Below are 12,991 nucleotides of genomic sequence, written 5' to 3'. Positions count from 1 at the left end.
TAGTGTATGAAGATACGAAAAACAGTAATCTGGCCCGGTGCAATAATATGCGGGCTCGGTGTTGTATATGCGCTGTTACCCGGATATACTAAAAACTCTTTGGTTTATTTGTTTCCGGGAATTGAAGATTACAAAATTTTTGACAATAGAGCCGTGAAAACCGGGATAGCCCAACCTTGGGGTGTTGCTGTAGATTATATGAAGTGCGATTTGCTTCCCGCGGAACGTGATACGTTGGAGGCGTACAAATCGGTAGCTTATCTAGTTGTTCAAAATGATTCAATTGTATATGAGGAGTATTGGGAAGGCTACAGTGAAAAATCTTTATCAAACTCGTTTTCCGCAGCAAAAAGTATAGTAGGATTACTTATTGGTGCGGCCGTTCAGGATGGATATATTAAAAGTGTTGATCAGTGTGTGGGCGATTTTGTTCCAGAGTATAAAGTGTCACCGAACAATCAGCTAAAGATAAAGGACCTGTTGACTATGAGTTCAGGTTTAAATTGGAACGAAAGTTATTCCAATCCGTTTTCCATCACCACAAAAGCTTATTATGGCGAAAATGTGAATCAGCTGGTAAAAGAATTAAAGGTTGTTGAAACGCCAGGCAAGGAGTTTAATTATAAAAGCGGAAATACGCAACTTCTTGCATTAATCTTAAAAAATGTAACAGGTAAAAGTTTGTCCAACTATGCTTCGGAGAAACTATGGAAACCTTTGGGAGCAGAAAATGAAGCGCTCTGGAGTTTAGATATGCCTAATGGCGACGAAAAAGCATATTGCTGCTTAAACAGTAATGCCAGGGATTTTGCACGTATTGGTAAAGTAATCCTAAACAATGGAAACATAAATGGTCAACAGTTGATTTCGGAAGAATACATTCAAGCGTCCATATCACCTGCTTCTTATCTGGTCGATCATAAAGACCGCAAAGAAGTGGATTTTTATGGTTATCATTGGTGGATACTGAATTATAAAGGTGAGCAAATACCGTATGCAAGAGGTATTTATGGACAATATATCATTGTGCTAAGAAAAGAGAATGCCATTGTGGTTCGTCTTGGGCATAAACGTAACAATGATAAAATCGACCATCATCCGGCTGAGATCTTTAGTTATGTTTCAACTGCAAAAAGGATGTTGTCGGAAAGAAAAAAATAAAAAAAGGCTGCGTTGGTTTTGTAGAAACTATTTAGATACATACTGTTCTACAGAAGTATTAATCAATTGATTTAATGATATTCCTTTATATATTCCTTTTCTTGATGCATCTTTATGAAGGTCAGGTGCGTTTATTATGTTTTAGTCTTTAAAAAAAGGCTGCTATGATACAATCAAAGCAGCCTCTTATTATTCTGTTATGTTATTTTATTAGTACGCTCTGGTATTACGTCCTTCCATAAAGTTGATAAACGAAGTGTTTACCACTTTGTTACCACCGGGTGTTGGGTAGTTGCCGGTGAAATACCAATCGCCTTTGTCGTTTGGACAAGCCACATGAAGGTTTTCGATTGATTGGTAAACAATGCTTACCTCCGCATCGATATCCTGAGGTTTAAGCATCACCGCAATCTTGTCCGAAACTTCCTGTGCGGTAAAAGGTTTATATATTTCCCTAACGTAGTTAACTATTTCTTCTTTTGGCAAATTTTGTTGCTCCTTACATTTCTTATACACATCATCAATAATATTCTTCATGCCTCGGTCCTTTAGTAATTCGATGGCAGCACGGAATGCACAGAAATCACCAAGTTTTGCCATGTCTATACCATAACAGTCAGGATATCTGATTTGAGGTGCGGAAGATACAATGATTATTTTCTTCGGGTGCAGCCTGTCTAATATTTTAAGGATGCTCTTTTTAAGTGTAGTTCCCCTAACAATAGAATCATCAATTACCACCAATGTGTCCTCTTGGTTTTTGACTACTCCATAAGTAACGTCGTATACGTGAGCAACCAAATCATCGCGGCTTTCGTCATCGGCGATAAAGGTTCTCATTTTAACGTCCTTGATGGCCATTTTCTCGACTCTTGGCTCCACCTTCATTATTTTTTCCAACTTTTCGTCGGTAATGTCGGCACCCAGATTCTTTATTTGTTCAATTTTTATTTTGTCCAGCTCGTCGCCAACACCTTCAACCATGCCATAAAAGGCTGTTTCGGCAGTATTGGGAATATAGGAGAAAACGGTTTTTTCAATATCGTAATCCACCATTTTCAGCAAGGTAGGAGCTAGCAATTTGCCCAACATCTTTCTTTCCTGGTAAATATATTTATCACTGCCACGCGAAAAATATATTCTTTCAAACGAACACGATCTGCGTTCCTGGGGTACTCTAACCAGTTCTTCCGATACCTCACCGTTCTTTTTTACCACAAGCGCATGTCCAGGCTTTAATTCCTGCACGTCGCGAATGGCTACGTTCATGGCGGTTTGAATTACTGCCCTTTCCGATGCCACCACAACCACTTCGTCATCCATGTAATAGGATGCAGGGCGAATGCCCCATGGATCGCGCGCCACAAAAGCATCGCCATGCCCAAACATACCAGCTATTACATAACCTCCGTCCCATCTGCGGCTCGATCGTTCGAGGATTTTTCTGACATCAAGGTCTGCCTCGATTTTATGGGAGATATCACGGTTTGTAAATCCTTCGTTTTTGTATTGTCGGAATAAAAATTGGTTTTCTTCGTCTAAAAAATGACCCACATTTTCTAACATGGTTACCGTGTCCGTGAAATCTTTCGGGTGCTGTCCCAGGTCTTCCAGGTTCTTAAAAATCTCATCAACATTGGTCAGGTTAAAGTTTCCGGCCAAAACTAAATTCCTCGATCGCCAGTTGTTTTCGCGCATCACCGGGTGCACGTAATCAATACTGCTTCTACCAAAAGTTCCATAGCGCAAGTGCCCAAGGTATAGTTCGCCACAGAATGGCATGTTTTTTTTAGCCCATTCCGGATCTTTCATCAATTCGGGAGTGCCTCCTTCAGCCTTGCCCATGGCATTGTTAATTCCCTTAAAAACATCCTGAATGGGGTTTTGCTTGTTGGAGCGTTTTCTCGACAAATATTTTGTTCCGGATTTTTGATCAAGTTTTAAGCTTACCACACCTGCTCCATCCTGCCCTCTGTTGTGTTGTTTTTCCATCAACAAATAGAGCTTATGGAGTCCATACATCCAAGTCCCGTACTTCTCTTTGTAATACTCCAAAGGTTTGCGTAACCTGATCAGTACGAAACCACATTCATGCTTAATTTGATCGCTCATAACATTAAGAGAATAACTATATTTTTAAGAAAGCGCAAATTTATTTTTTTTTTTCGGCATACCCAACAACATGGGGTCTTTAATAAACGTTAACCTTTTTTTAATTTAAACTACTAAATTAGTATATGTAGATTTGGATAATTGAAGTTGGAATTAAAAATGCCCTCAGCCGAGAGCATTTATCATTTTAAATTTTCAACCATTACATCGTTTACCGGAACGGGGTAGCAACTAGGGAACTCCTTTTTAAGTTCCCTATACAGCGCCAAAGCTTCGTTTTTGCTTCTGAAATCGCCTACCTGAACCCTCCAGAACGGAGCCTCGTACATAATGTATGGCTTTTCTTCGGGAAACAAGGATAAGAGTTTACCTTTAATTTGCGTAGCTTCTCTTTTTGCATTTTTGTTAGAGCCCAGATACAATTGAATCCGAAAACCATCGATACCTCTGGTTCTTTTATTGGCATCGATATGGATGCCAATTAAATCTTCTATCCCAGGCTCCTGAAAAACCATCAGGCTTCCGGAATCTTCCTGTACTTCGCAAATATTCTTAAAAAATTGAGTGCCTGTTTTTTCCTGTGATTTCAGGTTCATACAAAACAAACAAATAATAAATGCAATTGTTATCTTGAGCATATTTAATATTAATAGTTTGAGCTCAAAGATAACATTTCTTTTGTTGGAACAGCAAGTACCGGACAGTCGGATTCGTTAATAAGTTGATTGACAAAAGGTTTTATTATATTTTCGAAAGGTGTGCCAGAGTGGTGTATGCCAGTGGCCAAAACATCGGCATCTATTTCATTGGCATAATTCAATAAGGCTTCAGCCCTGTTGCCTTTGGTTATCAATTTTGATTCTACCTTGAGATCTGTGTTTTTTTCGATATATTTTAAGGTTTGCTTAACAAAAGCTTTAACTCGGCTATTGGCCAAACTATACCCTTTTTCCTTTACTCCGACAATATAAATTTTAGCATCGAACAAATTGGCCATTCCTAATACGGCAGGCACTTTTTGCCTACTGGACTTACGGTTGCTGATAGGAAGGACAATTTTATTGATACCACGCCATTTACGTTCCGGTCGAATGGCCAAAACAGGAACTTCAGAGGCGCTAACCAATCGGTATGCGTTGCTGCCAATGTATTTGTCTTCGAATCCGGAGGCGCCATGTGTACCCATCACTATTAAAGTGGTATCGTCGTATTTGGCCTGGTTGGATACTTCTTTAAAAACGTTCCCTTCTCTAACCTTATAGTCAAAACTTCCTCCCGGAACGAGATAACCGGACTTGTATTTGGCTACAATTTCATTTAGCCAACCTTCCAGGTCCTCGGTAATTAAAGAGCCCATGTTTTTTTGTAGATATTTTTGCGACAGTTTTCGGGTTCTGACATGAACAATGCGCAATTCTGCATCCAGTTTGTTTGCAATTTGTATTCCGTAATTCAACGCATTGAAAGCATTTTCGGAAAAATCAATGGGGACTAATATTCGCTTCATACAGATTTTGTTTTGTCAAAACACAACTTAGGTTTGTCTTTTATATGTTAGTACACAATTTACATAAAACTAATGTGTTAACCCGCAAAATTCATATGTTTTATGGAATATGAAAGTTCTTCGGGTTAATCCTTCGGTCGCCATGCACCTACGCTGAAGCTTCGAGCCCAAGCGTAAGGCTTACCGCAGGCGATGCCCAAATTTGATTGCCTCCGAAATGAATACGGAACGATCTGTTCCGAAGGATTTTGGGCGGTAGTCCCCAATTCAATTCAGGAAGGTCAATTTTGGGTTGTCAAAATATTTGTGACGCTTAATCGCTGCCGTAAGCAGTAATCATTCGTGAATAATTAGGTTTAATACGTAAATTCGCTGAAATAGTTATACTCTTCAATATATGTTTATGTGCAGCAAGCAAGAGTGTATTGATATTTAGGCAGTTGGGTGGTGCATTTGTGTGAAAAAATAGAGGACAGAATTTGCTCTGTTAATTGGAACGTTTGGTTTGTGCAGAGAAGAAAATACCGAGAAATGCCTGAATCACAACAATTTCAAACATCCTCGGTATCAATCAACACAACACATTTTTAGTGCTTTTAATGGCTTCTGCCAAATAGGCATAGCATTTATATCTTATTTGAAAAAACACCGAGAGTTACTTTTTTTGGGGACAAATCCAATGGCAACCCCCGGCATCAATCAACACAACACATATTTTAATTCCCGCTAAGGTAATGTTTATTAACCAACGTACAAAATACAAATATATTGTTGTTGAAAAGTATACCGGGAGTTACTCAAGTTTGGGGACAAGAAATGTAACTCCCGGCATTGATCAACACAACACAATCTTTAAGCCATTAATAGTTCCTGTGAAAATGGCTTAGGTTCATCACAAAAGAAGAATAAATGATCAACTTTTGCCAACCTTAATGCTTTATATACTTGTGCCTTCACATTAAAAAGACTTACTTGGCCCCGATTCATTTTTGAGAGCCGCTGTCCTGCTATTAGGGCATCTATTGTTTCTTTGTCTATTTCTTTAACCTCGTTAAAATCAACAATGATGTTCGAAAAAGGAAAAGTCAGTTTGGAAATTAGTTCGTTTTTGAACATGATTGAATTCTCTTGATTCAGTCGGGTGCTTTTTTCAAATGATACCAAAATGGTATTGCTGTATGTTTTTATTTTAATCATAACTTGCGTGTTTGTGTCTGAACCCACTGTTTCAATCTGTGTGCCAAAAAAATATAAGCGCTGATAATCAGATAGATAAAATTATGCCCAAATCAATATGTATTATATTATGGAAAAAAGTCCATAAAATGGAATTTGTAGGTGGTGATTTTTGTGATTTATATTTTTTTCGATGATCTCCGCAAAGAGATAGGAGACTTGTGTAAGAAGTAATGTGGTAAACGATTTTATTTGAATACGATACGAAAAGGAGTATTCTTTCTTGCCGCAATGCTCCAGGGCTGCCCGATCCTCGGAATTGCGGCAGATCATCTTAAATTTTACAATCAAAGAACTAAAAAGTAGCTGATAGTTTCTTTTCTTTGACGATTGTAATACTTTTGCAAAGAACTTATTTATACAACCAAATATGGCAACGGATCAAGAATTCAACGAATTACGTCCATATCGCGACAATGAAATACATCAGGTTTTTGAGCAGTTATTAAAAGAGGAGTCTTTTATTGAATTGTTAAAATACTTGTTTCCACAAGTTCCGATAAAGGATTTCGTTAACCAACTTTTATCAATTACCACAATAAAAGAATTTCAAATAGGAGTAGTTTACCCTTATATAAAGGAGATAATTAGAAACACAACGAAGGGAGTGACTGCCGAGGGGTTCGATAATTTAGATCCGAATAAGAGTTATATCTTTATTTCTAATCATAGAGATATAGTGCTGGATTCAGCTTTTTTAAATATTCTTTTGCACGAGCATGGCCACGAAACTTCGGAAATAGCTATTGGCGATAATTTGCTCATTTATCCCTGGATTACACAGTTGGTAAAATTGAATAAATCATTTGTGGTTCGTCGTAATTTGCCGGCCAGACAGATGTTGCAGAGTTCAATTTTAATGTCAAAGTACATTAGGTATAACATAACAGAACGTAATCAAAGTGTGTGGATTGCCCAACGGGAAGGGCGTTCGAAAGACGGTGACGACCGCACGCAAACTAGCCTTCTGAAAATGATAAATATGAGTGGCGACGGTGATTTTGAGCGGAGTTTTAAAGAGGTGCAGATTGTCCCGCTTGCTATTTCCTACGAATATGATCCTTGCGATTATCTTAAGGCGCATGAGTTTTTGATGAAAAGGAATAATCCTGAATACACAAAAACGCAAGCCGACGATCTAAATCATATGGCTTCGGGAATTCAAGGGCGTAAAGGTCGGGTTCATTTTAAAGCTGGAGTTCCGCTGGATAAGGAATTGGACGGTTTGAATGAATTGGATAAAAACGAGCAGTTGAATAAGCTGGCCGAGATAATTGACGACCATATACATAATAATTACAAACTGTGGCCTGGTAATTTTATTGCCGCAGATGCAATAGAAGGTAACAGGAATTATGCGCATAAGTATACCGACGAAGATGTGAGAGTATTCAATGATTATATTAATGAACACATCTCAAGGTTGGATGCCGATAAGGAATTTATACACAGTAGCTTGATGGAAATGTATGCCAATCCCGTAAAGAACTTTTATAAGGAATAAAGGTGTCATTTGCTTGTAGGCCAATGGCTGATGAAAGATGAAATAGTTGAACCGGGAACTGTTGTTGGGGATTTGAAGGGTTCCTTAATATCGGCAGGCCGGTTTAACCCGGATTATGTATTGGAGGTTCGTCATGAGCATTGCAAGTGCAATAAAACAAGGCATTACTGAAACGAGGCATAGCATCGTTCTGGTGAGTTGAAGTGGTGCAACAAAGTGTCTTGTTTTAAAGTAATTTCAATGTGTAATAGAAATTCTAATGCATATTGCGGGTTTAAATAAATTCTGATGACAATTTTAGGAGTATATGATATACAAAGAGGGTTTCGATTTTCGAAACCCTCTTTTGTATTATATTGATAGACAATAGCTTTTCGCACATTCCAAAAAATGGAAAGGAGGAATGTGGTTATTGTTTTATTTCTTTCATCTTGATGCTTAGCTCGTCCAGTTGTGCTTCGGTTACCGGAGATGGTGAATCGATCATCACATCACGTCCCGAGTTGTTTTTAGGGAATGCAATTACGTCGCGGATAGAATCAATACCGGCAAACAAGGATACCAATCTGTCAAAACCGAATGCAACGCCGCCGTGAGGAGGGGCACCGTATTTAAACGCGTTCATCAGGAATCCGAACTGGCCCTCCGCTTCTTCTTCCGTAAATCCGAGTAACTGAAACATTTTATGCTGAAGTTCATCGTTATGAATCCTGATAGAGCCACCGCCAATCTCTACGCCGTTAATCACCAGGTCGTAAGCATTAGCCCTAACCCTGCCCGGATCGGAGTCTAATAGAGCCAGATCTTCTATTTTAGGCGAAGTAAAAGGATGGTGCATGGCATGGTATCTTTCGGTCTCCTTGTCCCATTCCAGCAAAGGAAAGTCAACAACCCAAAGTGGGGCAAATTTATTTTTATCTCTAAGGCCTAGGCGTTTTCCCATCTCCAAACGAAGTTCGCATAGCGCACTCTGAGACCTGGCTTTTGGGCCAGCCAAAATCAAAAGCAAATCTCCAGGCTTCGCTCCGTACGCTTCTGCCCATTTTGTCAGTGCAGTTTCGTCGAAGAATTTGTCAACGGATGATTTAAATGAACCGTCGGTATTGTATTTCACATAAACCAAGCCTTGCGCACCAATTTGTGGTTTGCGAACAAAGTCGGTTAGTTTATCTAATTCTTTACGGCTATATCCGGCGCAGCCTTGGGCACATATTCCGCCCACGTATTCCGCATCTTCAAAAACCTTAAATCCGCAATTGGCTACCATGTCCTTCATTTCCACAAATTTCATTTCAAAGCGGATGTCTGGTTTGTCGGAGCCATAGTTTTTAATCGCTTCCTCAAAAGGCATCTGAGGGAACTCAAAATCGAAGTCTACGTTCTTGATAACCTTAAAAAGATGTTTGGTCATTCCTTCGAATGTTTCAAGGACATCCTGTTGCTCAACAAAAGCCATCTCGCAGTCTATTTGCGTGAACTCGGGCTGGCGGTCGGCTCTCAAATCTTCGTCGCGAAAACACTTTACAATTTGGAAATATCTGTCGAAGCCGGCCACCATCAACAGTTGTTTGAAAACTTGTGGAGACTGTGGCAAAGCATAGAATTCGCCCTGGTTCATTCGTGATGGGACAATAAAGTCACGCGCCCCTTCGGGAGTGGATTTAATCAAAACAGGAGTTTCTGTTTCGATAAAATTCTTTTGGTTTAAGTAGTTGCGAACCTCAAAACCTAACCTATGGCGTAACTCCAGATTTCTGCGAACAGGGTTACGACGTAAATCAAGGTAACGATATTTCATTCTTAACTCGTCGCCGCCGTCTGTTTCGTCTTCGATGGTGAACGGAGGAAGTTCCGACGGGTTCAGTAACTTTAGTTCGTCCACCAGTATTTCAATATCTCCGGTAGGAAGTTTATCGTTTTTATTGCTACGTTCTTCAACTTTACCCTTAACCTGAATCACATATTCGCGGCCAAGTTTACGTGCCTTCTCACTTAACTCTTTACTTGATTCAATATCCAGTACCAATTGGGTAATCCCGTACCTGTCTCTTAAATCGACAAAGGTCATTCCTCCCAAATTGCGGACCTTTTGCACCCATCCGCTCAACGTTACACTTTGGTTTACATCTGCAAGCCTGAGCTCACCACAAGTATGTGATCTGTACATTCTCTTATGCTATTAAAAGTTCAATGGATAAATGTGCTGTATCGATATTTTACTAATTTCGTTTCCATATCGGCAGCCTAACTTACTAACCTGAGTTCGATTAAAATTTTATGTTGCACTCAGGTTAATCAACATGCGAAAGTATAAAGAAATTAAATAAAAGAACAGGTATTGACCCATTTAAAGTTAAAAGATGACTAAAATCAATTTCTCAGATGAATATTTTATGAAGCAGGCACTAAAAGAAGCTCAGATTGCCGCTCGAAAAGATGAAATACCGGTGGGGGCCGTTGTGGTATGCAACAATCAAATTATCTCGAGGGCTCACAATCTTACGGAAGCACTTAACGATGTTACGGCGCACGCCGAAATGTTGGCCATTACGGCCGCTGCCGAATACCTAGGTGGAAAGTATCTGAATGAATGTGCGCTATATGTTACATTGGAGCCGTGTGCTATGTGTGCAGGTGCATTGGGCTGGTCGCAAATTGGAAAAATTGTATTTGGAGCTAAGGACGAAAAAAGAGGTTTTTTAAGGCATGAGCCCCTAATAAAACACCCTAAGACGGAAATTAAAACAGGAATTATGGAAGATGAGTGCTCTGAAATAGTAAAAAAGTTTTTAAAAAATAAAAGATAGATTTTTAAACAATTTCATTTTTTTGTAGTTTTGTTGGTATGGATTTCGAAGATATATATACCAAGTTAGAAAAATGTGGAGCCGAAGAAAACAGGAAGGTGTTTAAACGGCACGGAGCCAAAGGGGATTTATTTGGGGTAAGTTTGGCTGATCTCAAGAAGCTGAAAAATGAAGTGGTTTCGGCTACTGGGGAAAAAGGTGTTAATCATCGGATAGCACAGCAATTATGGAAAACAAGAAATATAGACGCTCGTGTTTTAGCCTGTATGGTCGCCAACCCCGAAATTATTTCCCGAAATGAAGCCAACCGGTGGGTGGCCAACATACAATATTATGCCCTGGCCGATTGTTTTGCCGAATTGATAGCCCAATCGCGTTTTGGAATGGATATTATGTATCTTTGGATTCAGTCGCCCAATGAATATACTAAAAGGGTAGGTTTTTCCATTTTAAATTACATTGCCAAAAACGATAAATCCAGAACCGATTTATTCTTTACCGGTTTTATTCAGAAAATTAAAAACGAAATACAAACTTCTCCCAATAGAGCCAAAGAGGGGATGTGTAATTGTTTGATTTCAATAGGTGCCAGAACAGAAGGTCTAAAAGAGAAGGTACTTCAGGCAGCAGAGGGTATAGGACCCGTTGAAATTGACCATGGTGGCACTTCGCCTAAAACTTTTGTCATAGAAGAATATGTTCGGAAATCCTGGGACAGGAAATAACTCGATTTTGACTTTTTCCCCTTCGTAATATTTTTGCACGTATGAATTAGCGCTTGGCCTTTCCGGCATTCTGCAGAATAGCATCCCGCAATCCTGCAGAACGGGCTTTCCCGAAGGATTTCGGGAGGTAGTGCCGAACTTGTTATTCACTGGAAGTAAACTTATTGCTAATATTATTAACATATTGGTATAGGTGTTATTATTAGGCATTGAGAATATTAAAGGCTGGTTGTATTTGCAACTGGCCTTGTTTTTTATAAATACCGTATGCACATGAATTACAAATATCATTCTTATCTTTGGCTCAAATTTTAAAACTGTCGTACTTTGAAGTTTTCCGAATTCAATTTAAATACTGTTTTGCTTAATGCCCTTGGAGAAATGGGGCTTGAAGAAGCTACCCCAGTTCAAGAGCAAGTATTCCCGGTTGCCATGTCGGGCAGGGATGTGGTTGGTATTGCCCAAACCGGCACAGGTAAAACCATTTCGTATATATTGCCATTGTTGCGAAACTTAAAGTTTAGCAAACAAAAGCATCCAAGAGTCCTGATACTGGTACCTACGCGCGAACTGGTGGAACAGGTGGCCGATGAGTTTAAAAAACTGACAGAATATATGAATGTCAGGGTGGCAGGAGTGTATGGAGGCACCAATATCAATACCCAAAAACAGATGGTTTATGATGGTTTGGATGTGTTGGTGGCTACCCCGGGTAGGTTGATTGATTTAACCCTTACAGGGATCTTACGATTAAAGTCTATTCAAAAATTAGTTATCGATGAGGTTGATGAAATGCTGAATCTAGGGTTTAAACCTCAGCTTGAACAGATTGTGGATTTACTGCCTGAAAGAAGACAAAACCTGATGTTTTCCGCTACATTGACCTATGATGTAGAGGCTGTTATTAAAGATTTCTTTTATGACCCAATAAAAATTGAGGTAGCTGCTTCGGGAACGCCTGTAGATAAAATTTTTCAGTCGGCTTACGAAGTTCCTAATTTTTACACCAAGATAAATTTGCTCCTATATCTTTTAGATACTTATCAGAACATGAAGAAGGTATTGTTGTTTGTGAAGAGCAGAGCCATGGCAGATTTGTTATTTGCGAACCTGGAAGATATTTTTACGGAAGAAGTGGGTGTTATTCACTCCAATAAATCCCAGAATTTTAGGTTTAGGATGCTCAAGGAATTTACCGAAGGTGATTTGCGTATACTCATTGCCACTGACCTTATTTCAAGAGGTTTGGATGTTTCTGAGGTGAGCCATGTCATAAACTTTGATATGCCCGAAGAACCTGAAGCATATATGCACAGGATAGGCCGTACCGGCAGAGCAGAAGCGGAGGGTAGTGCAGTTTCGTTTGTTGAAGAAAATGACTTGGGTATCTGGAATAAGATCCAGAAATTGATGGGTAAGAATGTGAATTTAGACCCGCTTCCCGGAGAAGTTGAAGTTTCCGATTTGCAACTCGACAGTGAGACCCCTGAGATTGCGGGAAAATTAATGGTTAAAGCTCCTAAAATAAATGCGACCAAAGGGGCAGCTTTTCATGAGAAGAAGGAAAAGAACAAAAAAGTTAACCAAGGTGGTTCCTACAGGAGAAAACTTGCCGCAAAGTATAGGAAACCAAAAACAAGAGGACAGAAAAGAAAGTAATTTATATAATACTTTTAGATAAAGCTTGTGCGTCCGGGGTGTTTCGAATTGAAATTACAAGTGCTTGTGTTGACGCCAGAGGCACCAAATATTAATAAAATGTATTTAAAATGAAGATAACGACTCTGGCGAGTCGGATATCTGTAAATAATACATTTGATACGCGACGGTGCGGGAATCATTTTTCCAAATGGAGTTGTATTTCTAATGTTAAATATATGCGTCTTATATCTTTAAAATAAGGGTGTTGTATTTAGAATATACCATAAAAAATGTTAAA

Annotated in this window: 10 protein-coding genes; 5 read left to right on the top strand and 5 right to left on the bottom strand. The window is 39.2% G+C overall.

Annotated features, from left to right (window positions below; translation table 11 throughout):
- The first annotated feature begins 6 nt into the window (after nt 1-6).
- Entirely contained in the window at nt 7-1,161 is a 1,155-nt protein-coding gene (locus ACT29I_RS17760; protein WP_444794034.1) for a serine hydrolase domain-containing protein, read from the top strand.
- 210 nt (nt 1,162-1,371) lie between these two features.
- On the opposite strand, the gene ACT29I_RS17755 is transcribed toward ACT29I_RS17760, so the two are convergent.
- The 4 genes from ACT29I_RS17755 to ACT29I_RS17740 form a co-directional block, all read right to left on the bottom strand.
- Entirely contained in the window at nt 1,372-3,273 is a 1,902-nt protein-coding gene (locus ACT29I_RS17755) for an amidophosphoribosyltransferase (RefSeq protein ID WP_430934437.1), read from the bottom strand.
- A 182-nt stretch (nt 3,274-3,455) separates the two neighbouring features.
- Nucleotides 3,456-3,911, bottom strand: coding sequence for an SPOR domain-containing protein (locus ACT29I_RS17750; RefSeq protein WP_430934438.1), 456 nt, complete (start codon nt 3,909-3,911; stop codon nt 3,456-3,458).
- An 8-nt stretch (nt 3,912-3,919) separates the two neighbouring features.
- Nucleotides 3,920-4,780 (bottom strand): universal stress protein, encoded by an 861-nt coding sequence (locus ACT29I_RS17745; protein ID WP_430934439.1) that lies wholly within the window; start codon nt 4,778-4,780, stop codon nt 3,920-3,922.
- Nucleotides 4,781-5,632: 852 nt separating this feature from the next.
- Nucleotides 5,633-5,977 (bottom strand): STAS domain-containing protein, encoded by a 345-nt coding sequence (locus ACT29I_RS17740; RefSeq protein WP_430934440.1) that lies wholly within the window; start codon nt 5,975-5,977, stop codon nt 5,633-5,635.
- Nucleotides 5,978-6,386: 409 nt separating this feature from the next.
- On the opposite strand from ACT29I_RS17740, the gene ACT29I_RS17735 reads away from it, so the two are divergent.
- Nucleotides 6,387-7,520 (top strand): 1-acyl-sn-glycerol-3-phosphate acyltransferase, encoded by a 1,134-nt coding sequence (locus ACT29I_RS17735; RefSeq protein ID WP_444794033.1) that lies wholly within the window; start codon nt 6,387-6,389, stop codon nt 7,518-7,520.
- A gap of 409 nt (nt 7,521-7,929) precedes the next feature.
- On the opposite strand, the gene aspS is transcribed toward ACT29I_RS17735, so the two are convergent.
- Nucleotides 7,930-9,687 (bottom strand): aspartate--tRNA ligase, encoded by a 1,758-nt coding sequence (gene aspS, locus ACT29I_RS17730; RefSeq protein ID WP_444794032.1) that lies wholly within the window; start codon nt 9,685-9,687, stop codon nt 7,930-7,932.
- A gap of 193 nt (nt 9,688-9,880) precedes the next feature.
- Between aspS and ACT29I_RS17725 the strand changes: the two genes are divergently transcribed.
- The 3 genes from ACT29I_RS17725 to ACT29I_RS17715 all read left to right on the top strand — a co-directional run bounded on the left by ACT29I_RS17725 (nt 9,881) and on the right by ACT29I_RS17715 (nt 12,711).
- Nucleotides 9,881-10,327, top strand: a complete 447-nt coding sequence (locus tag ACT29I_RS17725) for a nucleoside deaminase (protein ID WP_430934443.1) — start codon at nt 9,881-9,883, stop codon at nt 10,325-10,327.
- A gap of 38 nt (nt 10,328-10,365) precedes the next feature.
- A complete protein-coding gene (locus ACT29I_RS17720) occupies nt 10,366-11,052 on the top strand; it encodes a DNA alkylation repair protein (RefSeq protein WP_430934444.1) in 687 nt (228 codons plus the stop codon).
- A gap of 327 nt (nt 11,053-11,379) precedes the next feature.
- Nucleotides 11,380-12,711 (top strand): DEAD/DEAH box helicase, encoded by a 1,332-nt coding sequence (locus tag ACT29I_RS17715; RefSeq protein ID WP_444794031.1) that lies wholly within the window; start codon nt 11,380-11,382, stop codon nt 12,709-12,711.
- The last annotated feature ends 280 nt before the right edge of the window (nt 12,712-12,991 follow it).

This window comes from Saccharicrinis sp. GN24d3, from assembly GCF_052400645.1.
Classification (GTDB): domain Bacteria; phylum Bacteroidota; class Bacteroidia; order Bacteroidales; family Marinilabiliaceae; genus Saccharicrinis.
Note: the sequence above shows the minus strand (reverse complement) of the source record. Positions and strands in the feature narration are given on the sequence as shown.